Origin of the sequence: Bacillus sp. OxB-1 (genome assembly GCF_000829195.1) — a bacterium.
GTDB lineage: Bacteria > Bacillota > Bacilli > Bacillales_A > Planococcaceae > Sporosarcina.
Window position 1 is genome coordinate 3,213,601 of record NZ_AP013294.1, and the last position, 24,674, is coordinate 3,238,274.

The 24,674-nt window shown below is 47.0% G+C and carries 22 protein-coding genes and 1 other annotated feature; of the genes, 4 read left to right on the forward strand and 18 right to left on the reverse strand.

Annotated features, from left to right (window positions below; translation table 11 throughout):
• Positions 1 to 39: 39 nt before the first annotated feature.
• Complete coding sequence (locus OXB_RS16005) at positions 40 to 621, forward strand: hypothetical protein (protein ID WP_052484113.1); 582 nt, start codon at positions 40 to 42, stop codon at positions 619 to 621.
• Between the two features lie 43 nt (positions 622 to 664).
• Here the strand turns inward: OXB_RS16005 and OXB_RS16010 are convergent, their stop codons facing one another.
• The 7 genes from OXB_RS16010 to OXB_RS16040 all read right to left on the reverse strand — a co-directional run bounded on the left by OXB_RS16010 (position 665) and on the right by OXB_RS16040 (position 9,114).
• Positions 665 to 844 carry a hypothetical protein gene (locus OXB_RS16010; protein WP_041075446.1) on the reverse strand — a complete coding sequence of 60 codons (180 nt, stop codon included), beginning with the start codon at positions 842 to 844 and terminating at the stop codon, positions 665 to 667.
• Positions 845 to 1,315: 471 nt separating this feature from the next.
• Positions 1,316 to 3,724 (reverse strand): phenylalanine--tRNA ligase subunit beta, encoded by a 2,409-nt coding sequence (gene pheT, locus OXB_RS16015; RefSeq protein WP_041075448.1) that lies wholly within the window; start codon positions 3,722 to 3,724, stop codon positions 1,316 to 1,318.
• Between the two features lie 12 nt (positions 3,725 to 3,736).
• A complete protein-coding gene (gene pheS, locus OXB_RS16020; protein WP_041075450.1) occupies positions 3,737 to 4,774 on the reverse strand; it encodes a phenylalanine--tRNA ligase subunit alpha in 1,038 nt (345 codons plus the stop codon).
• A 173-nt stretch (positions 4,775 to 4,947) separates the two neighbouring features.
• Positions 4,948 to 5,179: a binding site (T-box leader), on the reverse strand.
• A gap of 146 nt (positions 5,180 to 5,325) precedes the next feature.
• Complete coding sequence (locus OXB_RS16025) at positions 5,326 to 5,865, reverse strand: hydrolase (protein ID WP_041075452.1); 540 nt, start codon at positions 5,863 to 5,865, stop codon at positions 5,326 to 5,328.
• Between the two features lie 65 nt (positions 5,866 to 5,930).
• Positions 5,931 to 7,436, reverse strand: a complete 1,506-nt coding sequence (locus OXB_RS16030) for a 4-hydroxyphenylacetate 3-hydroxylase family protein (protein ID WP_052484114.1) — start codon at positions 7,434 to 7,436, stop codon at positions 5,931 to 5,933.
• A gap of 69 nt (positions 7,437 to 7,505) precedes the next feature.
• On the reverse strand, positions 7,506 to 8,138 hold the full coding sequence (locus OXB_RS16035; RefSeq protein ID WP_041075454.1) for a TetR/AcrR family transcriptional regulator: 633 nt from the start codon (positions 8,136 to 8,138) through the stop codon (positions 7,506 to 7,508).
• A gap of 211 nt (positions 8,139 to 8,349) precedes the next feature.
• Complete coding sequence (locus tag OXB_RS16040; protein ID WP_041075456.1) at positions 8,350 to 9,114, reverse strand: TrmH family RNA methyltransferase; 765 nt, start codon at positions 9,112 to 9,114, stop codon at positions 8,350 to 8,352.
• A gap of 90 nt (positions 9,115 to 9,204) precedes the next feature.
• Between OXB_RS16040 and sspI the strand changes: the two genes are divergently transcribed.
• On the forward strand, positions 9,205 to 9,417 hold the full coding sequence (gene sspI / locus OXB_RS16045; protein WP_041075458.1) for a small acid-soluble spore protein SspI: 213 nt from the start codon (positions 9,205 to 9,207) through the stop codon (positions 9,415 to 9,417).
• An 88-nt stretch (positions 9,418 to 9,505) separates the two neighbouring features.
• Here sspI and argF read toward each other — a convergent pair whose 3' ends face one another.
• From argF to OXB_RS16065, 3 genes are all read right to left on the reverse strand, one after another.
• On the reverse strand, positions 9,506 to 10,468 hold the full coding sequence (argF, locus tag OXB_RS16050; protein WP_084212515.1) for an ornithine carbamoyltransferase: 963 nt from the start codon (positions 10,466 to 10,468) through the stop codon (positions 9,506 to 9,508).
• A gap of 182 nt (positions 10,469 to 10,650) precedes the next feature.
• Positions 10,651 to 11,739, reverse strand: coding sequence for a M42 family metallopeptidase (locus tag OXB_RS16055; protein ID WP_041075462.1), 1,089 nt, complete (start codon positions 11,737 to 11,739; stop codon positions 10,651 to 10,653).
• A gap of 636 nt (positions 11,740 to 12,375) precedes the next feature.
• Positions 12,376 to 13,356 carry a diaminopimelate dehydrogenase gene (locus tag OXB_RS16065; RefSeq protein ID WP_041075465.1) on the reverse strand — a complete coding sequence of 327 codons (981 nt, stop codon included), beginning with the start codon at positions 13,354 to 13,356 and terminating at the stop codon, positions 12,376 to 12,378.
• A 139-nt stretch (positions 13,357 to 13,495) separates the two neighbouring features.
• Between OXB_RS16065 and OXB_RS16070 the strand changes: the two genes are divergently transcribed.
• Positions 13,496 to 14,647, forward strand: a complete 1,152-nt coding sequence (locus tag OXB_RS16070) for an MFS transporter (RefSeq protein WP_041075467.1) — start codon at positions 13,496 to 13,498, stop codon at positions 14,645 to 14,647.
• A gap of 53 nt (positions 14,648 to 14,700) precedes the next feature.
• Here the strand turns inward: OXB_RS16070 and OXB_RS16075 are convergent, their stop codons facing one another.
• From OXB_RS16075 to OXB_RS16105, 7 genes are all read right to left on the reverse strand, one after another.
• On the reverse strand, positions 14,701 to 15,327 hold the full coding sequence (locus OXB_RS16075; protein WP_041075469.1) for an FMN-dependent NADH-azoreductase: 627 nt from the start codon (positions 15,325 to 15,327) through the stop codon (positions 14,701 to 14,703).
• A gap of 556 nt (positions 15,328 to 15,883) precedes the next feature.
• Complete coding sequence (recQ, locus tag OXB_RS16080) at positions 15,884 to 17,635, reverse strand: DNA helicase RecQ (protein ID WP_442852878.1); 1,752 nt, start codon at positions 17,633 to 17,635, stop codon at positions 15,884 to 15,886.
• 67 nt (positions 17,636 to 17,702) lie between these two features.
• On the reverse strand, positions 17,703 to 18,116 hold the full coding sequence (locus OXB_RS16085) for a hemerythrin domain-containing protein (RefSeq protein ID WP_041075473.1): 414 nt from the start codon (positions 18,114 to 18,116) through the stop codon (positions 17,703 to 17,705).
• 111 nt (positions 18,117 to 18,227) lie between these two features.
• Positions 18,228 to 19,040: a DUF368 domain-containing protein gene (locus OXB_RS16090; protein WP_041075475.1), complete on the reverse strand. Its 813-nt coding sequence runs from the start codon at positions 19,038 to 19,040 to the stop codon at positions 18,228 to 18,230.
• Positions 19,041 to 19,164: 124 nt separating this feature from the next.
• A complete protein-coding gene (locus tag OXB_RS16095) occupies positions 19,165 to 20,274 on the reverse strand; it encodes a DUF1648 domain-containing protein (RefSeq protein ID WP_041075477.1) in 1,110 nt (369 codons plus the stop codon).
• A gap of 3 nt (positions 20,275 to 20,277) precedes the next feature.
• Positions 20,278 to 20,661 carry a GntR family transcriptional regulator gene (locus OXB_RS16100; protein ID WP_041075479.1) on the reverse strand — a complete coding sequence of 128 codons (384 nt, stop codon included), beginning with the start codon at positions 20,659 to 20,661 and terminating at the stop codon, positions 20,278 to 20,280.
• 170 nt (positions 20,662 to 20,831) lie between these two features.
• Positions 20,832 to 22,316 carry a polysaccharide deacetylase family protein gene (locus OXB_RS16105; RefSeq protein WP_041075481.1) on the reverse strand — a complete coding sequence of 495 codons (1,485 nt, stop codon included), beginning with the start codon at positions 22,314 to 22,316 and terminating at the stop codon, positions 20,832 to 20,834.
• Between the two features lie 344 nt (positions 22,317 to 22,660).
• On the opposite strand from OXB_RS16105, the gene trhO reads away from it, so the two are divergent.
• Complete coding sequence (gene trhO, locus OXB_RS16110) at positions 22,661 to 23,635, forward strand: oxygen-dependent tRNA uridine(34) hydroxylase TrhO (RefSeq protein ID WP_041075483.1); 975 nt, start codon at positions 22,661 to 22,663, stop codon at positions 23,633 to 23,635.
• Positions 23,636 to 23,675: 40 nt separating this feature from the next.
• Here trhO and OXB_RS16115 read toward each other — a convergent pair whose 3' ends face one another.
• Positions 23,676 to 24,662: an NAD(P)/FAD-dependent oxidoreductase gene (locus OXB_RS16115; protein ID WP_041075485.1), complete on the reverse strand. Its 987-nt coding sequence runs from the start codon at positions 24,660 to 24,662 to the stop codon at positions 23,676 to 23,678.
• Positions 24,663 to 24,674: the final 12 nt, after the last annotated feature.

Genomic DNA, 24,674 nt, shown 5'->3' on the forward strand with positions numbered 1-24,674 from the left:
TTCTCTTAATAGACCGTCCATTCCATAGAGGTGATTGCTTTGAGAAAAGTTCTTTACTTGACTATGTTCATGATAGTGCTTGGTGCGTGTGGAGTAAAAAAGCATTCTGACGTCTCCTATGAAAATCATGGTATTCCACTACCTCCGCCAGAATCAGAAGTGCAAGAAGGCGATTTCGTCTACCGGCTTTATACTGAAAAAGACGTGTATGACACGTTGGGAGGAACCGCGATTTTTGCTGAATTAACCTATATCGGTGAGCAAGATGAAATCGAAATTGCCCACGCCTCCTCTCCATTCTATTTTCCGTTGGAGGAGCGAACCAGGAAAATCCACGTAGACTATGCAATGAACAGCCCACTTATCGTGACTACCTTGAAAAAAGATGTGCCGCATCAGCATAGATACGAGTTTGCCGGTGGCTATAGCGACCAGGACGACCCAGACTATGTTGAATTTGTCAAAACGATTATCGAGGAGAAAGGTTTTCCGGAAGGAGAATACATCATCCATGGCGCCGCCCGATTCACCGTCGCCGGGCAGGATGATGATATGCAGGACTTGCCGGAAACCGAATTGGCGACCGATATCGGGTTCCGGGTAGTGGATCCTATTAAATGAAAAAACTGTCCAACGAACCGGGATTGGTCTGTTGGACAGTTTTTCATTTCTCGGAAAGCAACGCTTCCACTTCCGATTCGGTTAAAATCTTTTTCATAGCAGGTGCCCTGAATTTATTCCAAAACAAACCATAGAGCAAGAGCCCACCGCCGAACGCAGCAAGCAAAGCGAGCGGATCAATCATTATAAAGGTGCTGTCTTTCAACCGATTATTTTTCTTCAAGTCAATTTCCCCCTCTGTAATTCGGGTTTCAGGCTCAGCCTTGTTCGCCAAGCATGCGAACGACGAAGGTAGTTTGGAACCTCGGAAAGTTTGGCTATTTTCCGATCAGTTCAAAAGGTTTTCACACAACCTCGAAACGCTCACGATCCAGTTCGAAATGTTATCGTCTAACCTCGGAACATTCTAATCCAACCTCACAACATTTCACCAACCCCACAACATCTTCCGCCCACCTCGAAACGTTTCAGCACAACCTCAAAACGCTTACGATCCAGTTCGAAATACTATCGACCAACTTCGAAACATTTTAGCTCAACCTCACAACATATCCCAACTCCACAACATTTCCGCCCCACCTCGAAACATTGTTGTCAAACTTCGAAACCATTTGCTCCAACCTCAAAACACTCCCGCCCTTCCCCAAAAACACCATCAAAAAAGGGACCATCCACATTGGACAGCCCCCTTCCTTCATCCTCGTAGCGAAGCGCCTGCTTCGGTCAAGGCGTTCAATACTTTTTCATGTGCTTTGACGACTTCTTCATCCGTCAGTGTCCGTTCCGGATCTGCATACGTTAGCGAGAAGGCTAATGACTTCATGCCTTCTTCGACGTTTTTCCCTTCATACAGGTCGAAGAGTTTCACGTCTTTCAGCAGTTTGCCGCCCGCTTTCCGGATGACGGCTTCCAGCGTTCCAGCTGCCGTTTCACTAGCCACGACAAGGGCGATGTCCCTTGAAATGGACGGGAACCGCGGAACCGGTACATAAACTAAATCATCCGTCTCGATGGATAGAATTTGCGCCAAGTTCATCTCCATGACATAAGTCTCTTTTAAATCCCGCTTCTTCTGCTCGGTCGGGTGGACTTGCCCGAGCATGCCGATCCGTTCTCCGTTGAACAGGATGTTGGCGGTACGTCCCGGGTGCATCCCTTCCAGAGCAACCTGTTCGAATGAAAGCCCCTCTACTAATCCGAGGCTATCCATCATCCCTTCCACAATCCCTTTCACGACGAAGAAATCAACGGGTTTTGTTTCCCCTTGCCATGCATGGTCGACCCATTTTCCTGTTACGACAGCCGCGACGTGTTCCACCTCTTGCGGCAGTCCGTCCTCTTCTTCCCCTAGGAAGACAGAACCTGTTTCGTATAGAGCGACCGAGTCGTTCCGGCGCGCTACATTATATGTTGCAGCTTCCAATAGATGCGGGATCAGGCTTTGACGAAGCGTGCTCCGCTCTTCGCTCATCGGCATGAGCAATTCAGTGACCGGTGCAGTTTCCAATGCGTAGGCTTGCGCTTGCTCCTTTGAAGTCAGCGAATAGGTCAACGCTTGATACAATCCAGCCCCTTCCAAGAAACGGCGGACGATCCGGCGCTTCGCCTGATACGGCGTCAAGCCGCCAGGAGTCGATTCCGACACTGGAAGCGTCTTTGGAATTTCATCGTAGCCATACATGCGGGCAATTTCTTCGATGATGTCTTCCTCGATTTTCAAATCTTGACGCCGTGTCGGCGCGTCGATGACCAATTGGCCATTGATAGCATCGGTAGGGATTTGCAGCCTCTCCAAGATCGAAAGCATTTCTTCCAAGGAAATTTTCATTCCAAGGCGGTTGTTAATATAATCCGGTGAAACGGTAATTTGCGCAGCTGTCTTATCCAGCTCGTCAAATACGACAGAACCGGCCAAGACTTCCCCGCCCGCGAGTTCCGCCATCAGTTGTGCCGCGCGTTCTGCCGCAGCTGCCACACGGTTCGGGTCGACTCCCTTTTCAAAACGAGCACTCGCATCGCTTCGCAGGCCGACTTCCTTCGATGTCTGGCGGACGGAGGCAGGTGCGAAATATGCGGATTCGATCACTACGGTTGTCGTTCCATCATGCACTTCGGAATTGGCGCCGCCCATGACTCCGGCTAAGGCAACTGGTTCTTTGCCGTTCGTGATGACCAGATTATGGCTATTTAATGTGCGTTCCGCGTCATCCAACGTCGTTATCTTTTCATCTTCTTCTGCAAGACGGACAACGATCTCCCCCGTGCCCAGACGGTCGTAATCAAAAGCGTGAAGAGGTTGGCCGTACTCCATCAAGACAAGGTTCGTGATATCGACCACATTATTATGCGGCCGTACTCCGGTAGCCATCAAACGGTTTTGGAGCCATAATGGAGACTCGGCGATCTTTACATTTTTCACGACTTTCGCTACGTACATCGGATTTTCTTTCGCCGCATCGACGCGAAGTTTCAAATAATCCGATGCCTTTTCCGCAGATTCCTCGTAGGAAACTTCCGGCAATTGAATGCCTTGGGATAAAATCGCTCCGACCTCATACGCGACCCCCAACATGCTGAGTGCATCCGAACGGTTCGGCGTCAAATCGAACTCGAGCACTTGATCATCCAAGCCTAACAGTGGGAGAGCATCTTCTCCTGGCACAGCGTCAGATGGCAGTACATAAATGCCCTCCGCATATGCTTTCGGCACCAGCTTCCCTTCGATTGCCAATTCTTGAAGAGAACAAATCATGCCGTTCGACTCTTCTCCGCGCAGTTTCGCCTTCTTGATTTTCAAGCCTCCCGGAAGGACGGCTCCTGGACGGGCAACGATGACCTTTTGCCCTTCCGCAACGTTTGGCGCACCGCAGATGATTTGGGTCGTCTCTTCTCCGACATCCACTTGGCAAATTTTTAATTTATCCGCTTCCGGATGTTTCACACATTCTTTTACATAGCCGACAACGACGTTCGTCATGCCATGGGAGCGATCGATAATGGAATCGACTTCAATTCCGGAGCGCGTGATTTTTTCGGCCAATTCCTCAACTGCGATTCCTTCAATATTCACATACTCGTTCAACCATTTTGTAGATACTAACATGTCATATCCTCCTTACGCTTCCGTCCGGTGGAATTGCGAAACGAACCGCACGTCATTCGTATAGAAATGACGGATATCTTCCACACCATATTTCAACATTGCAATCCGCTCAGGCCCCATTCCGAATGCAAACCCCGAAACGACAGTCGGGTCATAACCTGCCATTTTCAACACATTCGGGTGTACCATTCCGGCACCAAGAATCTCGATCCAGCCTGTTTTTTTACATACGTTACAACCGGCTCCGCCACATTTGAAGCAGGAAATGTCCATTTCAACAGACGGCTCCGTGAACGGGAAGAAACTTGGACGCAGACGGATTTCCCGATCGGCACCGAACATTTTCTTTGCAAATAAATCCAGTGTCCCTTTCAAATCGCTCATGCGGATATTCTCCCCAACGACCAAGCCTTCGATTTGCGTGAACTGATGAGAATGTGTCGCGTCATCATTATCGCGGCGATACACTTTCCCTGGGCAGATAATTTTAATCGCTGCTCCGTCTTTTTTCTCCATCGTCCGCGCTTGAACTGGCGAAGTATGCGTGCGAAGTAAGACTTCTTCAGAAATATAGAATGAATCCTGCATATCCCGAGCTGGATGCCCTTTCGGCAAATTCAATGCCTCGAAGTTATAATAATCTTTTTCCACTTCGGGGCCCTCAGCGATTTCATAGCCCATACTGATGAAAAAGTCTTCGATTTCCTCCACAACCCGAGTGAGCGGGTGGTGATTTCCGGTCCGGATCGGCCGGCCGGGCAAAGTGATATCGATCGCTTCTTTCGCCAACTGCTCATTGATCGCCTGCTCCTCGAGGACCACCATTCGTGCTTCCAAGACCTCAGTGACGGTTTCCCGTACGACGTTGACCAACGCTCCCATTTTCGGGCGCTCCTCGGCAGGCAATTTCCCCATCCCTTTCAACAGGTCGGTGATCGGCCCTTTCTTCCCGAGATACGCGACACGAACGTCATTCAATTCTTTCGGAGTCGTCGCTTCGCCGATTTTCGCAAGCGCCTGTTCCTTCAATTCATTCAACTGTTGTTCCATACGAATTCTCCTTTACTTAAATCAAATGCGCCTCGGCGTATTGGCGCCCAGATTTTGAATTGAGCTTGCTCAATTAATTCCTTTCAAAATCTGTGGCATCTGCCGGAGGCTTTAATTTGATTCGGTGGGTTTTGAAAACCCACCGAATCAAATTAAAAAATCCCCGCCCCTAAAATAGGGACGAGGACGAGTTCGCGGTACCACCCTGATTATTACGCAATTGTGCATAATCACTTCATTCTGGATTAACGGTCCTTCACCGGCACACCTTTACAGCCTTGGCTGGTCCTGGCGGCAGCTCGCGGGGTGAACTTCGACAACCACTTTCCTGCCAAAGCTCTCAGTCATGGCCTTGGTTTCCTGTTGGTTCGTGAGATGTCTACTTTTCCCATTCATCGCTTTTATCATACATTATGCAAGTAGTATACAGGATTTAAAATTATTCGGCAAGCTATCGCTCGTGAGTAAACCAGTAAGTCCTGTTGCTTCAAATATTAATATACATTAACCAAGTACACTTAGGCTGTTTTAATTATTAGATGAATCGGACGTTACTTAAGTAATTTTAAAATTTGTTTAAACTGCTCACCTTCCGCTGTTTCCATGAGTTCATACAACGACATCTCGACACTAGTCCAGTGAATGCCTAATGACTTCATTTTTTCAAGCCCGATCTCTTTATTTAAAGTTGTACGGGAAGAAACAGCGTCGGCCACAACTTGTACCTCATATCCCAACTCCATTAAGCCCGTAGCCGTTTGAAAAACACAAATATGCGTTTCAATTCCCGCAACTAGTACCTGCTTCCTTCCTGTCATTTCCATCGCCTCAATAAAATCAGGATTTTTACAAGCATCAAAAGTGATTTTGCGAATTGGTTCTAATCCATGCAAATGCTCAATTAATTCCTCATTCGTCGGCCCCAAGCCTTCTGGATACTGTTCGAGCCAGACAATTGGAATTTCTAATATACGCAGCCCTTGAATTAGGTTTTTAAGACCTAGTATCATCTTTTCACTGTCTTGTACAATCTTTGCTAATTTTCCCTGTACATCAACTAGGACAAAAACCGTGTTTTCTTTGCTCAGCATAGCATGTTCCCCCTTAACCAAAACACTATATTTGCTCATACACCTTAGTCCTAAAAAATACTCACTCAAATTTCCTGTTCACAAAGCTCGTCATTTACACATGTAACGCATTCTTTACACGTTCCTTCCAGCTTTGCAAAACACTTCAACTTATGAAGAATATGCTCCTTTTGCGTCTCAAAATTATAATTGCGGACGGTAGACATGCGCATAGCCTCTGGTGAACCTCCGCCATGAAGACTGATAACAGAATAGAATCCACCTTCTTTAGAGGCCGTTAAATCTTCAATGAAGCGTGCCATTTGAATCCGTTCATTTGCTGTAACTCCGTGCTTTCCACCTAAATAGTGGTTAATTAAATCGCCCGATTCTGGCAGCGCCATATCCTCAGCAGTTGGTGCTGTCACGACGATTCCGCCACTGATCTCATGTGCGATTCTGAAAATATCATACACTTGTTCAGCTAACATCCATTTACCGATATTGGATTGAACCGAGTCAGGTACATAATTTCCCGCCACCGTTTCATGACCATAAACAGCAGCCGCTACCCCCGTTGCATAAAAACCTTCCGTAATGCGAATCAGTTCGCCCATGCTTCGACGAATGTGGCTGACTTCAGTATGAGGTGCACCATTATACTCTGACATTAGCGCAGAAGCGCCAATAATCATATCTCCCAGTCCAGCACGAGCACCAATACAAGATTGACGATGATGATTTGCAAAGGTTTCCGCTAATTTACCAGTGTATTCCCATTCACCGCATAGGAAAACTCTATCCCATGGAACGAAAACATCATTAAAAATGACAAGCGCCGTTGATTGGCCGTAATTTGAGCTGAATGGAGCTTCTGTGTCATCGGGTCTTCCCGCTGGTTTAGCAATCATTTTCAACCCTGGTGCATCAACAGGTACAGCAAAAGATACGGCATACTCCACATCTTCTTTTGTCATAGCACGAGTTGGTAGTACGATAAATTCATGCATATAAGGCGCCCCAGTAATGTTCGCTTTTGCCCCCCTCACGACAATACCTTTATGATTTCTTTCAACAACGCGTACATATAAATCTGGATTTTCTTGTTGATGAGGCCGTTTGCTACGGTCTCCTTTTGGATCTGTAACAGCCGTTCCACAAGTTAAATCATATTTTTGAACATGATCAAGATAACCTTGTAAAACAGGAAAATAATCCGTTTTCTTGTCCGCATCCATCATTGCGGTAATTTCAGCTAGTGCACCTAGGGCGTCATGCATAAGATACCGCTGTCCGCATCCTGTCCATTTACAGATTAATCGTGTCGCTTCCAGTTTTTTGATTAAATCATCTTTGCTAAAATCCAGTGCATTCATACGGTTAACCTTTGTTCCATCCGGTAACGTTGCAAGCATGATATCTTTGTGTTTCTCGACATGCGCCAACTCATACGTTACGGCTACCGCATTAATTCCCGGTTTGAATAATGGCTCATCCGCTACGCTTGTCACCTTTTTTCCCTTCACCTGTATATCAGGATTATACTCTCTTAAACTTTCAACATACTCCATTCCATTCATTAGTTTCATCATGCCATTTCTCCCCTTCAATTTTAAAATAAAACTAACTAGTCAGTTGGTAAATGTGTATAAGAAAACTCTTTACGTTAAAAGAGCTTCCAGCAGTTGAATTCTCGTCTCTATATATTTTTCTTTGGTAAATTTTTTTGATAATGACCATCTTCTGAAGGCCCACATTTGTGATTGGACGAGAATATCATCTGCTATTAAAGGTATTGATTCCTGTGAAACCTTGAAAACACCTGATTTGATTCCCCTTTGAATTTGTTTTTCAAGATGATCACAAAGCCTTTGTTCTCTTTGAAGGAACGATCTTCTAGCCTCTTTATCTAAGGATGCTGTTTCCTGATACATCAAGACGACATAATCCGAAACGTGATCAATAATCTCATACAGAGCGGTAACGTCTTTCTCAATCGCTTTCATAGGACCAAGGTTCTCTTCTGTAGCGGCATATAAAGCTTGTTCAATCAATGAATGAATATGGCAGCACACAAGATACAAAATGTCCTGCTTGTTTTTTACATATTGAAACATCGTCGCCACATTCATCCCGGCAGCATCCGCTATTTCCTTCGTTGTTGTTGGATGATAACCCTTTTTTGAAAAAATCTTTACAGCTGCATCGATAATTTCAGCTCTTCTCTTCTCGACCCGTTCCGGATTTTTTATGGACGTCTCTACGATGTATTCCCCTGTGTCTATTCCGTTCATTTTATTCCCTCTTTTGCAGTACATTATAAAATCCAGTAAAAAAAACTAACCAGTCAGTTTATTTAGATTATATAAATCGTTCGCATTTTTGTCAATTGTTTTTCAGTAAAGTCAGATTATTATCTATGTTCATTACAGAAATAGATTCCAGAGAAAATCCCCTTTCAATCAAATAAAAAGGACAATCCAAATAAAGGACTGCCCGCTTTTTTTACCGTCTGCCAACGGTATATAATAAAATTCCAGCAGCAACCGCCACGTTTAAGGATTCTGCTTGGCCGTACAGCGGAATTTTAACAATCTCATCCGCCTCTTTCAAAAATTCCGGATTCACACCGCTTCCTTCATTGCCGACCAACAGGCAAAAGGCGGGCAGCGCTCCCAACTGATAATGTTCGTCGGCATTTTCCAGTCCCGTTCCAATGACCGGAATACCGCGATTTTTTGCATAGGAAATCCAATCATGCAAATCCTCTCGAATGATGGGGATGTGAAAATGGGAGCCTTGAGCCGATCGCACTGTTTTTGGGTTGTAAGGATCCGCCGCGCCTTTCCCTAAAATGACCGCATCTATGCCGGCAGCGTCCGCTGTTCGTAGAATAGTTCCGATATTTCCCGGATCTTGAACTGCATCCACAAACAAAAACTTATCCCACGCGTCTTTTTCATCCATACGTATCTCGGTTTGGCGACAATGGGCGTAGACACCTTGCGAGTGCTCCGTTTCCGCAATTTCATTAGCGACTGCTTTTGTAATTTCAATGAGCTGGATCTGGCCAACATTCCAGCTCGCTGGCAGCTCCACATCTTCCCGTACGATGAGATGCAGGACGGTTCCTTCTTTTCGTAGTGCCTCTTCTGCCAAGTGAAACCCTTCGACGAGAAACTCGCCCGATTTATCACGTTCTTTTCGGGTTGTTACAAGTTTCTTCCAATACTTTACAAGGGAATTCTGGGTGGATTCTATGCGTTTCATGTAAATAGTACCGCCTTTTTCTTTTAGTGTATCAAAAGACGGTATAGTTGGCGATCATTGTGTACAACATATCGGTAGGAGGTTGATAAAATGAATTTTCAAATCCGTGATGCAATTTCTGCGAATATGTCAAACAATAGTGCCACTGATATTCGCAATGTTGTCGAAGACGCCATCCAGCGTGGCGAAGAGCATTTATTGCCAGGTCTCGGGGTATTTTTTGAAAAGTTGTGGAATCGATCGGACGAACAGGAAAAAGCAAAAATTACGACCGAACTGGCACAAGCCTTTACCGGAAGCTGAGCGAAAAAGCCGCACTTATCCAGGCGGCTTTTTCATATATGTCGAATCAAATATCGCCCAGCTATTTTCCGCGCTGGGCGATTAATTATTATAATAGGTTTGCTAACACTGCTTTTTGAGCATGCAGACGATTACCCGCTTGCTGGAATACATAGGAATTCGGTCCGTCAATGACAGATGTGGACACTTCTTCTTCCCGATGCGCCGGAAGGCAATGAAGGAACATATAATCCTGTTTTGCATGGGCGACGAGCGCGTCATTGATTTGAAAATCTTTGAACGCTTCCAAACGGGCTGTCGCTTCTTCCTCTTGCCCCATGCTGGTCCAGACGTCCGTATACAGAACATCCGCATCCGCTGCCGCTTCGACCGGATCAGTTGTCTGCATGACAGATCCGCCATTTTTCTCGGCGATTTTTTGCGCTTGGACGAAGATGTCCGGGTCATATTCAAACCCTTCCGGCGTAGCGACCGCCAAGTGCATTCCCATATGCGCCCCCGCGATGATGAGCGAGTGGGCTACGTTGTTGCCATCGCCGACGTAGGCAAGCTTCAGCCCTTCCACTTTCCCTTTCACTTCTTTGACTGTCAGTAGATCCGCCAATGCCTGGCATGGATGGAAAATATCCGTCAACCCATTGATGACGGGGATTGTCGTATGCTTCGCCAATTCCTTCACCATCTCATGGGAATTGGCACGGATCATAATGCCGTCCAAGTATTCGGACATCACATTCCCTGTATCGTAAACAGATTCTCCCCGGCCAATTTGCAAGTCACGCGCGTTCATGAACATGCCGTAGCCGCCCAGTTGTATCATACCGACCTCGAATGAAATCCGGGTACGCGTCGAATGTTTTTCAAAAATCATGCCGAGCGTTTTCCCTTCCAAAAGGCGCGGCATATTGCCCGCATTGTATTCTTTTTTCATATTGATGGCATATTCCAATAAATACGCCACTTCTTCACTTGTATAATCAAGGAGCGTCAATAAGTCTCTCCCTTTTAAATTATCTGCAATTTTCGAGTCTTCCAAATCTATCTTCACCATGCTTGTCATCCCCAGTCGTTGTTTCAATTTGTAACACAATTATAGGGGTGCATAAATATAAAGTCAAGTGTATTTTTATAATTTAATTCCCCGAAAATCCTCCATACTTCTCATACCACTGCGCCACTCCTTTCAAACAAAAACCTATCCAGCCCAATCATCAAGGGCGGATAGGTTTTGAATTAATTGAAAGTAATCCGATCGACTGTGTCACGATCCAATTTTTTAATCACTTCAATCAGTAATTTGACTGTGTGTTCATAGTCATCGCGGTGCAACATGGCCGCATGAGAATGGATATAACGAGTCGGGATGCAGACAGCAAGGGTCGGGACCCCTTTTCCAGAAAGATGGATGGAACCGGCATCCGTGCCCCCGCCTGGCATCGTTTCGAATTGATACGGGATGCCATGCTCCTCCGCTGTGTCTACGATGAAATTCCGCAATGCCGTATGCGACACCATCGATGCATCATACAACAGAATTTGCGGGCCTTCCCCCATCTTCCCTTCCGCTTCTTTCGGACTGATCCCGGGCGTATCCCCGGCGATGCCGACATCGACCGCAAATCCGATATCCGGCTGGATTTTCGCAGCAGCAGTCCGCGCGCCACGCAATCCGACTTCTTCCTGAACCGCTCCAACGCCGTAGACGATGTTCGGATGATTGGAATCTTTCAGCCCTTTCAAGACATCGATGGCGATCGCACAGCCAATCCGGTTGTCCCACGCCTTCGCCAAAAGGTATTTATCATTATTCATGACAGTGAATTCAAAATAGGGAACAACCATATCGCCAGGCGCAATGCCCCATTCCGTCACTTCTTCCTTAGAAGCGGCTCCCACATCGATGAACATATCTTTGATGTCCACCGGCTTTTTCCGCGCTTCGGGAGAAAGGATATGCGGCGGCTTCGAACCGATGACCCCCGTCACCGTTTCCCCTTTGCGCGTCACAATCGTCACGCGTTGGGCAAGCATCACTTGCGACCACCAGCCGCCCACCGTTTGGAATGAAATGAACCCTTTATCATCAATTTTCGTTACCATGAAGCCGACCTCATCCAAATGGCCCGCCACCATGATCTTCGGCCCATTCGCATCACCCGCCTTTCGGGCGATCAGGGAACCGATCCCATCCTGTTCAATGGAATCCGCAAACGGCTCAATATATGTCTTCATTACATCACGCGGTTCCCGTTCATTCCCCGCGATTCCTTTTGCATCTGTCAGTTCCTTCATCATTTGCAACGTCTCATCCAGTTTCGTCAACTCAATCGACCTCCTCGTCATTACATATGAGTAGTATATTCCAATTCCAACCGTATTCAAAATAATATGAAGTCAGGTTGAGGGACAAATGAAACACGGTACGGACTGGGCCCGTGTGATGGCATTTTGTATAGTTCCGGCGAGTCCCCCCGAACTTTCCGAAGTCTCAACCACCTCACAATATCCCGGCGAACTCCGAAACGTTTTTCTCAAACCTTTAAATATTTGTAATGAGCTTCATAACGTTTCCTTCGAACCCCGTAACATTCCTAGCGCCTAGAAACGTTTCGATGAACTTCAAAACGCCCTTTTCCAAGCTCAAAATATTTTTATTAAGCCTCCAAATATTTTCGTCGTACTTCAAAACGTTTCTCCCCAACCTACAAACATTCCCTTCGAGCTTCATAACAAATTCCTCGAACCTCGTAACGTTCCTTCCACCTTACAACGTATCCACCAAACCTCGAAACACTTCTCCAAATCCTCCAAACATTTCTGTCAAACTTCAAAACAGTTTCCCCCAACTACGAAACGTCCCCACATAACTTCAAAACGAATTCCTCGAACCTCATAACACCCCGCCATTTCCAATACCAAACAAAAAAGAACCGCTGCTGCGGTTCTTTCCACAAAGTATTACAATAACTCTTTTCGCAAATCTGCCGGCGATTTCGGCGATAGAAGTCCCGGTGCGATATCGAAGACGGTTTTCGCTCCACTCTCGCCATTTTGATTCAGCCGGTAAGCTGCCCGTGCGTAGGCAACGAGGACGCTCGACGTGAATTCAGGGTTGCTGTCAAGAGTCAACGCATATTCCATCACTTGCGAATTGCCTTCGCCCGTTTTCCCCGAACGGATGACGAAACCGCCGTGCGGCATCGCCGAATGATCCCGTTTCAACTCCTCCTCCGAAATGAAATGGACCGTCGTATCGTAATCGGCGAAGTAGTCCGGCATCGTGATGATCTCTTGTTTCACCTTTTCTGGATCGGCCCCTTCTTCCAGGACAACGTAGCATTCCCGCGTATGCTTCTCCCGTGTTGTCAACTCAGGCAACGATCCGCTGCGCACCCGTTCGATGGCTTCCGAGGCAGGAAGCGTATACTGGACTCCTCCTTTGACACCTTCAACTCGTCTTACCGCGTCGGAGTGGCCTTGACTCAGCCCTTTACCCCAAAATGTATACGTGGCTCCTTCCGGTAAAACCGCTTCTCCGAACAGGCGGTTAATCGAGAATAAACCCGGATCCCAGCCGACCGAAATGATTGCCGTATTGCCATTCGGTTTTGCAGAAGCGTCTACCGCTTCGTAATACGCCGGTATTTTAGCATGTGTATCGAAGCTGTCCACTGTATTGAAGATTGCCGAAAGGGCAGGCCCTTGTTCCGGCAAGTCATTTTTCGAGCCGCCGCATAGAATCAGCACATCGATTTCGTCTTTAAACCTTTCAATTTCATCCAGTAGATGGACAGGAACCGTTTGATTTATCAGTTGAACGTCTTCCGGTTTCCTTCTTGTGAAGACTCCGACCAAGTCCATGTCTTCGTTTTGCCCGATGGCGGATTCGACCCCACGGCCCAAGTTTCCATACCCGGCAATTCCAATTCTGATTTTCATTAAGGCACATCCCCTTCTTATTCATAGTTACCAATTTCCACAATCAATTCTACCACCTAAACCGGAAAAAGTGCTACAGTAGACGATAGGGAGTTACTTTATCCTACGTGATTTCGAATGAAAAGAGGATTTATTTCCAATGCGCATGTTTGTTTATTTCATTGTATTCTTCTCATTTTTTGATCTGTTTTCACAATTGCCCGTCATGAGCCCCTTTGCCCTGTCACTCGGGGCCTCTTCGTTTTTGACAGGCTTGGCGGTTGGCATGTATTCATTCTCCAATACGATCGGTAATGTCATTTCAGGTTTCATGACGGACCGGAGAGGCCCTTTTCTTATTCTATTAATCGGCCTTTTGGCATCCGGGTTATCCCTTTTCCTCTATTCCGCCGTTTACGATCCAACTTCTTTATTAGGGGTTCGATTTGTCCACGGTTTCATGGAAGGGCTGATCGTCCCGGCGGCATTCACGTTTTTGGCCAATCGGGCGGAAGAATCCAAAAGAGGACGAAGTGTTGCCATTTCTGGCGCTTTTGTCGGGATGGCCGCCATTATCGGACCTGCGTATGGAGGAATCGTAGGCGCAAAAATGGGGACGCCCTTCATCATGGCCATCAACGGTGGAATCATGCTCGTCTTGGCGATTCTTGCCTTTTTCACACTCCGGTCATTCAGCCATGTCCGGAAACGCCCGACTGGGAAGGGAAAGCATTTCCGGGTCCGTCAATTGTTTATGCACCGTGGAATGGTCCGGGCCTTCGCGGGCGCCTTTTTCCTCATGTTCTCCCAAGGCGTATTGGCGCTTATCCTTCCATTGAAAGTGGAGTTCCTAGGGTTTGATTCGAAAATGAGCGGTATGTTGCTGAGCACTTTCGGCGTCGTCGCGATTCTCATTTTCCTGTTGCCCATCAATCGGATTTTCGATAAAGTGCGCCCCATGGTTACGCTGGCATTCGGTATTTCCCTCATGGGCATCAGCATGATTCTGCTAAGCTTGGTCGAGGACATGGCACTTCTTTTCATCGCCATGTCATGTTACGGTGTCGGCTTCGCCTTTTTATTTCCTTCAATCAATTCATTGCTCATCGATTCCTCAACCGAGGAATTCCGTGGAAAAGCATACGGCTATTTCTATGCGTTCTTTTCGATCGGGGTCGTGGCAGGTTCCAGCGTCATCGGCTACTTGGATTTGAGTTTCAAAGGAGGCTTCATGCTAACTGGGATCATTCTGCTAGTCGTTGCCATCTATACGATATTCGGAATGAAACGCAAGCTAGCCCCTGCACAGTAAAACACGGAAAAACATCCTAGCACCGGATCGCTAGGATGTTTTTTCATGTCCATTTAAAATGTTTTGGCCAATTCACTTAGCTCTGCCAGGCAATCCGCCCGCGTCCGTTCGGGATTGGAAGAATTCACGTCGAGACCTTCCGCGATGACCGCCTGGAAATTATGGATTCCCAGGAATGACATGATCGCCTGCAAATAGCTTTTCGAAAACTCCAGCTCCGCATTTGGCCCTTCCGAATAAAACCCGCCCCGCGTTTCAATAAGGAGACAAGGTCGGTCCTCCAAAAGGCCCATCGCTCCTTCCGCGGTGTAATGGAACGTCTTGCCAACGATGCAGATCGTGTCCATGTACGCTTTCAACATCGGTGGAAAGCTCAGATTCCAGAAAGGAGCCGAAAACACTACCTTATCCGCTGTCATGAACTGGTCAGTCAATTGGTCCATCCGTTCGCTTTTTTCCAACTCCACCGGCGTCAACTTCTCCTTGGACGCGAATTTACCCCAAGCTCGGAAGACATCTACATCGAGGAATGGAATATCCGCTTTGTACAAATCAAGGATTTCAATCTCATCTTCCGGGTTATGTACTTCATACTCCTGTAAAAAATGGTTTGCCAGTTTGGAGGAATCCGAGTTTTCATCCTCCTTTGGATTTACTTTTACATACAATAATTTGGCCATTACCAAAGCCTCCCATCTGTACCTACAAATCTACTATATCCTTGTTTGGTAATAAAAGCAATTATTAGAAGGGAGTTGGTTAATATGATAGTTTGGGGTGGACTTTTGGGAGAGTGTTTTGAGGTGGAGCGGGAACGTTTTGAAGGTAGGCGAGAATGTTTCGAGGTGGCCTGGGAGCGTTGCGAGGTATCTTGAATACATTGCGAGGTGGAAGGGGATTGTTTTGGAGTTGGGGGTAAGCGTTGAGAGGTGATAGATATGTTGGGAGGTTTGGCACAAACGTTGCAAGGTCGTCCGGCAGCGTTGCGAGGGTTTGGAGATATATTTCGAAGTTGAATCCAAACGTTGCGAGGGTTTGAATCCGTTTAGAGGTCCGAGGGATACGTTGGGAACTCAGTCAACAATGTTTCAAACTCGACCAAAAACATCGCGAAGTGTAGCAAGAACGTTTCGAATCCGCCCCCCAGTGCTTCTAACAAAGAGAAACGTTTGCCAATCAAAAAGCCCCGGTCGTCTGGCTATCACTTTGCCAACACCGAGGGCTAAATAAACTATGTTATACATTCTGCACTGTAAACTTCCGGATTTCCTCCATGAACTGGTCTCCGTACCGTTCCAATTTCGTCTGACCGACTCCGTTCACTTCCAGGAATTCATCGGCAGTTAGCGGTTTTCTTGCGGCCATGTCATGAAGGGACTTGTCCGAGAAGATGACAAATGGCGGTACGCCCGCTTCCTGGGCGAGCTCGCGCCGCAATGCCCGCAATTGTTCGAAGAGCGGATCGTCTTTTGTAATCTGTTTGGTGATGACCGAAACTTTGCGTGTGACGGTCACATTACCGAGAAGGACTTCTTTTCCTTGGTCAGTCACATAGATGGTCGGAAATGGCCCGTTCTCCACTCCGAGATAATTTTCCGAGATGATGAACTCAATGAAAGCGGAAATGTCTTTCACAGACCAACTTTTCAACAAGCCATAGGTCGTCAACTTATCAAACCCGAATTCTACGACTTTTTTATTGGCAGAGCCTTTCAATACTTGGGCGATCATCGTTTTTCCGAATCGCTGCCCCATGCGGATGACGCAGGACAGCACTTTTTGGACATCGACGGTGACGTCACTGCTTTCCCTCGTGTCAGTGCAGTTGGCACACCGACCGCAGTCGATGACTTCCTCTTCTCCAAAATACGATATGATGAATTTTTGCAGACACGCTTCCGTATGGCAATAGTCGACCATCGACCGGAGTTTCTCCAGCTCTCCGGGAATCCGGCTTATGTCCAACGATTGATCGATTAAAAACCGCTGCGTCTGCACATCTTGGGAAGAAAACAGCAAGGTGCATTCGCTGTCGAGCCCATCCCGGCCGGCTCGCCCCGCCTCTTGATAATAGCTTTCCATATTCCGAGGCATTTGGTAATGAATTACGTATCTAATATTACTTTTATCAATTCCCATTCCGAACGCATTCGTCGCCACCATGACGGTCGCTTCGTCCATCAAAAAGCGGTCCTGCTCCGATTGCCGTTCTTGATCAGAAAGGCCGCCGTGATATTTGGCGACAGAAATGCCGTTCTTCTTCAGAAGGTCATGGACGCTTTCCACCGCTTTCCGTGTGGCGGCGTAGATGATGCCGGCTTCCCCCTCATTTTTCCGAACATACTCTTTTACATATTGGTCCCGGTCTTGTCCTTTGATGACCGAAAAAGTGAGGTTATTCCTCTCAAAACCGGTGATAACCGAATTTTCATCCACTATATCCAATTGTTGGCAAATGTCTTCCCGGACAGCCGGAGTGGCGGTCGCCGTCAAAGCAAGAACCACAGGCTTTTCATCGAATAAAGAGACGACACGGCTAATATTCCGATAGCTCGGACGGAAATCATGCCCCCATTGGGAGATACAGTGAGCTTCGTCAATCGCAATCATCGGCACGGACATTTGCTGCAGCAGATTCATGAACGATGGGGCATCCAATCGTTCAGGTGCCACATAAAGAAGCTTGTACATGCCGGCCAACGCGTTTTCCATCGTCCCGAAATACTCTTCGGATGACAGAGTGCTATTGATGTAAGCAGCCGGAATCCCCGCCTGATGGAGGGCATCCACCTGATCTTTCATCAAGGAGATCAATGGCGAAATGACGAGCACAGTCCCTTCCATGACGAGGGCGGGCACTTGGTAACAGATAGACTTCCCGCCTCCGGTCGGCATGACACATAGCATGTCTTCCCCATTCAACACCCCTTCGATCACTTGCTCTTGCCCGATTCGGAATGAGGGATAACCGAAGTAAGTTGTCAGCACTTGTAACGCTTTTTGGATCGGAACTACCTCCTCTTAACAAAGGCTTCGGGCCCCTGTGCTTTTTTCCTTATTCCAACAACATCCGCTCTTCATCCCGGCTATGTATTTCATTCACCACGAGGAGCGCGTGAAATTTATGTAGGACGTTCGGGCTTAACTCTTCCTGTTTCCGAAGTTCCTGAATATCTTCCACAATAATGCGGAGCAAGTCATGATCCCGGGTCAATTGGATGATCGCTTCCTTCAATCCGGGATTCTGCTCCGCGATATCTTTGTATAGCCCTTCCTCTTCCGCATCGGCGTGGCTGATGATACGCGTGATCCAAAAATCGAGCAGTTCATCGGCAGCTTCGTTGGCGGATTTCAAATCGCCCTGTCTTAAAAAATCCATCATGACTTCCGTTTTATCGGTCGCGCCAGAAAGTCCACCATCGTGAATGGCCCGATGGGAATGAAGTTGCTTCAATGCAGGTCCTGTCATTTCAATCATCCTTTCTAGTGAATCCTATGTTTACAATACCAGAAATTTTCTGCGATGGACAATGAAGAGCAAAAAGGCACCAGAGGAATGCTCCGGCACCAAGATCGTCAGTTATTTCTTATCAGTGGAGCTGAACATCGTCGCGACCAACAGCCCCATGATCAACGCAATCACGCTCATCACAAAAGGGGTGCCACTATCCGGAATGCCAGGATAAACGACGAAGACCGAACCGAGAATGAGTCCGATAATGCTCGCAAAAGTCAGATTCGTATAATTGGCCAACAAATAAGCGATCGCCTTACTGCTGACGATGAATCCTACAATAACCCCTGCACCGATGACGGCAATGATCGGTAAATTCAAATTGGACAACGCACCGATTGCCGTCGAATAGACTCCGAGCAATAACAGGATGAACGAACCGCTAATTCCCGGTAGTAGCATCGCCATACTACCAGCCCATCCGGCCAGGAACAAGCCGATAGTATTCAATGGGGTTAGCGAGGTGATCGGAGCCGCGTCACCCGGTTTGATGAAAGCAGTGGAAGCCAATGCTGCTCCAAGGAGTAACAATAAGAGAAAGTGGCCAAACTTGAAGTTCCGCTTGACGTCAGCTTGTTTCGCGATGAAAGGCAAAACTCCGACTATCAAACCGATGAAGAAGAACTGGGTCGGCGCATAGTGATTTTTCAACAAGTATTCCATTACCCTGCTTAAGGATAATAAAGCAGTCCCGATGCCGATCGCCAGCGGCAATAAAAATCCAATATGCTTCTTCCAATGGCGGCTGAAAAATCCGCTGATCGACGCAAGTAGGTCGTCATAAATACCGAGAATGAACGCGATCGTCCCTCCGCTCACTCCCGGAATTAAATCACTGATTCCCATGAAGAATCCGCGGTATATATTTTTCCATTCCATTCAATCCGTTCCTCCAATTTTTTTCAATGTTACCAGTATACCATTTTTCCGGAGAAGCCATAAATTTTCTATGGATTCAAAAGAAAAAGCAATTGTACCCTGAATCGGATACAACTGCAAGAGTCTACTGGAGGAAGGCTATGAGCAAAATGATCAGAAGCGGCAAGAAAATGACTACATAGCCGAGCGGATTCCCAAAGTTCATCGTCCAGCCGACACCGAACCTTTTTTCCACGAAGACGGATGGGTCGTTCCGATTCACATAGAAGACTCCCGCTTTCCAATAGCGGTCCTCATCCACATCCGTGATTCCCGGCACGGCTTCATCCTCGAATGCCACTTCGATCCGGGATCCGCCTTGCCCGACCTTGAAGGCATAAAAAACGGTTCCGGCTAAAACGAGCACCATGAACGCAAGCGGCATCGCCAGCATGAGCGCGGCATTGCCAAGACCTTCATGGATGGTCGTCAATTGGAGGAAGCTGAGTAAGATGGTCACTAATATAGTCGTCAAATATAAGAACCAGCTCGTATATTTACGGAATGATAGTTGCTGGACTGCCGATGTGCGGTTCCGGACGGCGCTTATTTTAATGCCCGACCGTTTCGTCATCCAGTGGATCCCCCACATCATCGCTTGCATGACCAATAAGATAAGTGGAAGGGAAGCGACCGAAAAAGGCGTTTTGGAAGTAAAAGCATCCGGCTGGCCATCCGGTCCCCAATGTGTCGGGATCAAATCGGGCATTCCTGCATACTGAGTAAACGTATAGGCGATCAATCCAATAGAGATGACCATCGGCAAAATATAGAATGGGGACGGTAACATTTCGTCTTTCGTACGGATGGCAAGATCGGCAACACGAATTTGTTTCAGTCCGGAACCCCATTCGTTTTCGCGTTTCAATTTCGTCGTCTTCACATGAAAATAAAAATAGAGGACCATATTCAGGACAAGGATGCCAAATTGGACGGCCAAGCCGGTTAAAATAATCCGTTCATCAGAATGATCTCTCGCTGACATCCACATGATAAATAGAGCGGACAAGAGGAGACCTACGACTATAATCGTCCCGGTATAAATTTTCTTGAACCGGGCAAGGGCCGGATCTCCCGTATGACTTTCAGGAACCGTAACACCGAATACAACTGTGTTGCGGAGCAAATAAGGGATGGCCGATTGCAGCAAAATGATGAATCCAGTGACAATGAGAAAAATGGAAAAGGGTCCCATAATTTATTCCTCCTTCAAATTTGAATGAATCTCCGAGAGAAGATGTTGGATTTCTTCGAATTTCATGCCAAGCACCAAGGCTTCCGCAACAATCGGTCTCATTTCCTCTTCGATTCTCCCCCGGTGTGCGGAAGAGAGCTCCCCCTCCTGGATGGTATTCAGGACGGCTCCAGATTTTGGCACAATCGTAATGATCCCTTTCTTTTCAAGGGCATGGTAGGCCTTATTGACAGTATGCATATTCATGCCAAGATCGGCAGCGAGCGAACGGACGGATGGCAATGGATCGCCATCCCGCAAATTTCCACGCGCAGCCAATTCGATCAACTGGTTCGCCAATTGCAAATAGATCGGAGTTTCGGAATCCGGATCGATTCGAATCAACATAATGGACGCCTCCTTTTTGTTCTATGTTCATTATAACAAATCTGATCTACTTTGTATATAACAAAGTTGAGTGATGTTGAATAAATCCGCTTGCAGTGCAAAAGTCAGGAAACCGATGATACCCGCTTTCATGAAAAAACCCTTAGGATTTTTTATCCTAAGGGAAAATTTCATTCCAACTCTGAAACTGTGACAAAGACATACCCTTCACTTTGTAAATAGGACAGGACCGCTTCCAAGCCATCCGCCGTAGATTGGTGGATATCGTGCATGAGGACGATGCTTCCGTTTTTGGTCGAGCCTTTCACTTTTTCAAGCAACAGCTCGGGGTCGCGATGTTTCCAATCCAATGTATCGACATCCCATAGAACGACCGGCAATCCGGAGACATTCCGGACTTCGCTGTTGACTGCTCCATACGGAGGTCGGAATACGGTCGCTTTATTCCCTGTCACTTCCTCGATCATACTGGACGTCCGGAGTATTTCCTGTTTCGCTTTTTCAGCCCCCATTTTGGTCAAGTCGGGATGATTCCATGAATGGTTGCCCAGTTCATGTCCGGCTGCCGCGACTTGTCTCGCAATTTCCGGATAGTATTCAACCCGGCTGCCTAACATGAAAAAGGTCGCTTTGGCGTCGTGTCTTTGCAGGATATCAAGGATTTGAACCGTCACTTTCGGATCCGGTCCGTCATCGAAGGTCAATGCAATTTTTTTGATAGTTTGACCGTCTTGTTCGACCGTGTCCCCATTTTCCGTTGCACCTGAATCAGGACCCTCCACTTCTGGAGAAGTTAGTCCATCCAACGGTTTTTCCGTTTCTTGTCCGATTGGAGTAGATGGCTCCTCGGATATGGATTGGAACCGGTCCACAAGAAGATGGTTCACTTTCTGGATGGGCAGCGAGATGACAGGCGGTCCGGCAACTCGGGCGGCAAAACTATCTTCCTTGAAATAAAATACGAGGGCATCATCCGTGACAGCAAAGTTCTCAAAGTGGGTCCAGTCCGCTTTCGTATACTGCTCGACTGCTTCCGTCCTAATATAATTTTCCAGCGAAGCATCTGCAGAGATCGCTTCCTTGACAATATGCGACAATTTCTCCAAACGGTTTTGATTGCCGCCTAGCAGGTTCGTTAAGGAAATGCTTTCGCCCGTTTCCGGGTTGAGATGGAAGGAACGGATTTCCGACGTACCATCTTTTCCGCCTGTGAACATATTCGTCACCAGCACGAACGAATAACTCCCTGAATGGTGAGGCATCGTTTCAAACGAAACATTGAGCTCCCCGTCTGGATCCATCCCCAGTTTTTTATTTTCTTTCATTAATACGAGATAATTGTCTTTTGCGGTGTTGATATATGTCGACACTTCTTCATTGAAATCCGTATGTAAGCTTTGTGGATATTGGATAGCGTAAGGTGCAAAGCGATCGTTCGATGTTTCTGTGATGATTTTGATGCCTGGATAATTGGAGTCGATCGATTCCACAATGGTCGGTGCCGCACTCTGCCTCTCCTTTTTCGATGACGCGGCTGCTTCTTGCTTTTGAGTGTGAAAGATGAGATAGATCGCTGCCACCGTCAGGGTGATGATCGTCACCGAAAATGTAAAATCAATCCAATAGGAACGTCTTCTCCTATTTATTTTCTTCATAAAAAATCTCCTTTTCTATTGGTAAAAAGTTAGACGGGGCATCTTCGAAAATAGTTTCGAAAAAAGAGGATTCAAGTAAATAATTGGCGAAAAATCTATGATTCAAGTATACAGGAGATTGTCTTAAAACCCAATAGATGTTGCGTGTCGAAAAAACTGAATTTCATTGTCGATGTTTCTGTTTATGTAAAAAGTACGAATGAAACCACTTTTCCATCCTGTAAATATGTGATACAATAACAGAACCCGGATCTTGCAAATGCGGGCTTACTTTTGCATGTCTAAAATTAACTTTAATATTTTGCCGATCCGGATGTACTTTAAAATAAGGTGGGTAAAAGGAAATGGAAAAAGGCACATACCGGGTTCTTCTGTATTATAAGTACGTACCGATCGAAGACCCTGAAACGTTTGCTGCGGAGCATTTGGCAGCATGCAAGGAAATCGGCTTGAAAGGGCGCATTCTCGTTGGAGCGGAAGGGATCAACGGTACTTGTTCAGGTACTATCGCCCAGACGGATACTTATATGGAACTATTGAGAAGCGATAGCCGCTTCCAAGACATCGTTTTTAAAATTGACGAAGCGGATGGACACGCGTTCAAGAAAATGCACGTACGGCCGCGCAAAGAAATCGTCAACTTGAGTTTGGACGAGGATATCAATCCAAATGAATTGACGGGTAAACGGTTAAGCCCTGAAGAGTGGTTCAAACAGATGCAGGCGGAAGATACGGTCATCATCGATGCACGGAACGATTATGAATATGACTTAGGTCACTTCCGCGGGGCAGTCCGTCCGGATATCGAGAACTTCCGCGATCTCCCGCAATGGATTCGCGATAACAAGGAGCAATTCGAAGGGAAGAAAATCTTGACGTACTGCACGGGCGGGATCCGTTGCGAGAAATTCTCCGGCTGGCTCGTCCGGGAAGGGTTCGAGGATGTTGGCCAATTGCATGGCGGCATCGTAACGTACGGCAAAGATCCTGTCGCCAAAGGACAGCTTTGGGATGGACAATGTTATGTATTTGACGAGCGGATTGCAGTTCCGGTCAACCAGGTGGAGCATGTTGTCGTAGGACGCGACCATTTCGACGGCACGCCATGCGAACGTTATGTAAACTGTGCGAACCCTGAATGTAATGCCAAAATCCTCTGTTCCGAGGAGAACGAGCACCTCTATATGCGCAGCTGCTCGGATGAATGCCGGAAGCATCCAAGAAACCGTTACTTTATCGAACAGAACATGACGGTTGAGGAATACGATCAACGGTTGAAAGAAATTAAAAAACATCGAAATGATGTGCACGCAAACTAAAAAATAAGCGGCAGAAAGGGATCCCTTTCCGCCGCTTTTTTTAGTCTTTGAAGACGCTTGTACTATGAAGTGGTTGAAGTTTCGCTTTCGGATCTATATAGGCTTTGGCGTGGTTGATGGCGATTGGCGCTTCGCCAAGTCCTACGGCAATCAGCTTCACCTTGCCATCGTAGTTCGTTATATCCCCTGCTGCATAGATCCCTTCGATATTCGTCTCCATACGGGAGTTCACCAAGACGGATGTCCGGTCCATCTCCAAGCCCCATTCCTTCAACGGCCCGAGTGAGGAGACATTCCCATAGTTGACGATGACTTGATCGACAGGCAGAAGTTGTTCTGTACCGTCTTTTTCGACTAAAAGCACATTTTCAACTTGTCCATCCGCCCCATTGATTTGCTTCACCGTTCGGGAAGTCATGACCGTCACGTTCGATTCCATCAATTGATTAACACTTGTTTCATGAGCAGTAAAGCGTTCCCGGCGATGGACGAGTGTCACTTTTGAAGCAACGTCCTCTAACATCAGCGCCCAGTCCACCGCAGAATCACCTCCTCCGCAAACGAGGACTTGCCGGTCTTTGAAGAACGCCAAATCCTTGATGCTGTAATGGAGGCTCTTTCCGGCAAAGTTCTCCTCTTCGGCCAGACCTATCTTTCGCGGCTGAAATGCCCCAATACCTGCAGTCAATAAAATGGTCCTCGTCCGATGCTCTCCTTTATCCGTTTTCAGAACAAAGTGATCCTCTGCCCGAGTTGCCGAAATCGCAGTCTCTTGCAACAAAATTTCCGGCTTGGAGTATTGGGCTTGTTCCACCAGATTTGCAACGAAATCTTTGGCGAGGACTTTGGGGAATCCACCAACGTCATATATATATTTATCGGGGTATAATTCGACCAGCTGCCCGCCCAATTGCGGCAGGCTATCAAGGATTTTCACCGACATTTGTCGCATCCCCGCGTAAAAGGAAGCGAACAACCCGGTGGGTCCCCCTCCAATGATAGTAATATCAACGATTTCTTCGCTCATCTTCCAACACTC

Coding starts and splice junctions, on each gene's coding strand:
- pheT (WP_041075448.1), bottom strand. CDS start 3,724: ATGTTAGTATCTACAAAATGGTTGAACGAGTATGTGAATATTGAAGGA.
- pheS (WP_041075450.1), bottom strand. CDS start 4,774: ATGGAACAACAGTTGAATGAATTGAAGGAACAGGCGCTTGCGAAAATC.
- OXB_RS16025 (WP_041075452.1), bottom strand. CDS start 5,865: ATGCTGAGCAAAGAAAACACGGTTTTTGTCCTAGTTGATGTACAGGGA.
- OXB_RS16030 (WP_052484114.1), bottom strand. CDS start 7,436: ATGATGAAACTAATGAATGGAATGGAGTATGTTGAAAGTTTAAGAGAG.
- OXB_RS16035 (WP_041075454.1), bottom strand. CDS start 8,138: ATGAACGGAATAGACACAGGGGAATACATCGTAGAGACGTCCATAAAA.
- OXB_RS16040 (WP_041075456.1), bottom strand. CDS start 9,114: ATGAAACGCATAGAATCCACCCAGAATTCCCTTGTAAAGTATTGGAAG.
- sspI (WP_041075458.1), top strand. CDS start 9,205: ATGAATTTTCAAATCCGTGATGCAATTTCTGCGAATATGTCAAACAAT.
- argF (WP_084212515.1), bottom strand. CDS start 10,468: ATGGTGAAGATAGATTTGGAAGACTCGAAAATTGCAGATAATTTAAAA.
- OXB_RS16065 (WP_041075465.1), bottom strand. CDS start 13,356: ATGAAAATCAGAATTGGAATTGCCGGGTATGGAAACTTGGGCCGTGGG.
- OXB_RS16070 (WP_041075467.1), top strand. CDS start 13,496: ATGCGCATGTTTGTTTATTTCATTGTATTCTTCTCATTTTTTGATCTG.
- OXB_RS16075 (WP_041075469.1), bottom strand. CDS start 15,327: ATGGCCAAATTATTGTATGTAAAAGTAAATCCAAAGGAGGATGAAAAC.
- OXB_RS16085 (WP_041075473.1), bottom strand. CDS start 18,116: ATGACAGGACCTGCATTGAAGCAACTTCATTCCCATCGGGCCATTCAC.
- OXB_RS16090 (WP_041075475.1), bottom strand. CDS start 19,040: ATGGAATGGAAAAATATATACCGCGGATTCTTCATGGGAATCAGTGAT.
- OXB_RS16095 (WP_041075477.1), bottom strand. CDS start 20,274: ATGGGACCCTTTTCCATTTTTCTCATTGTCACTGGATTCATCATTTTG.
- OXB_RS16100 (WP_041075479.1), bottom strand. CDS start 20,661: ATGTTGATTCGAATCGATCCGGATTCCGAAACTCCGATCTATTTGCAA.
- OXB_RS16105 (WP_041075481.1), bottom strand. CDS start 22,316: ATGAAGAAAATAAATAGGAGAAGACGTTCCTATTGGATTGATTTTACA.
- trhO (WP_041075483.1), top strand. CDS start 22,661: ATGGAAAAAGGCACATACCGGGTTCTTCTGTATTATAAGTACGTACCG.
- OXB_RS16115 (WP_041075485.1), bottom strand. CDS start 24,662: ATGAGCGAAGAAATCGTTGATATTACTATCATTGGAGGGGGACCCACC.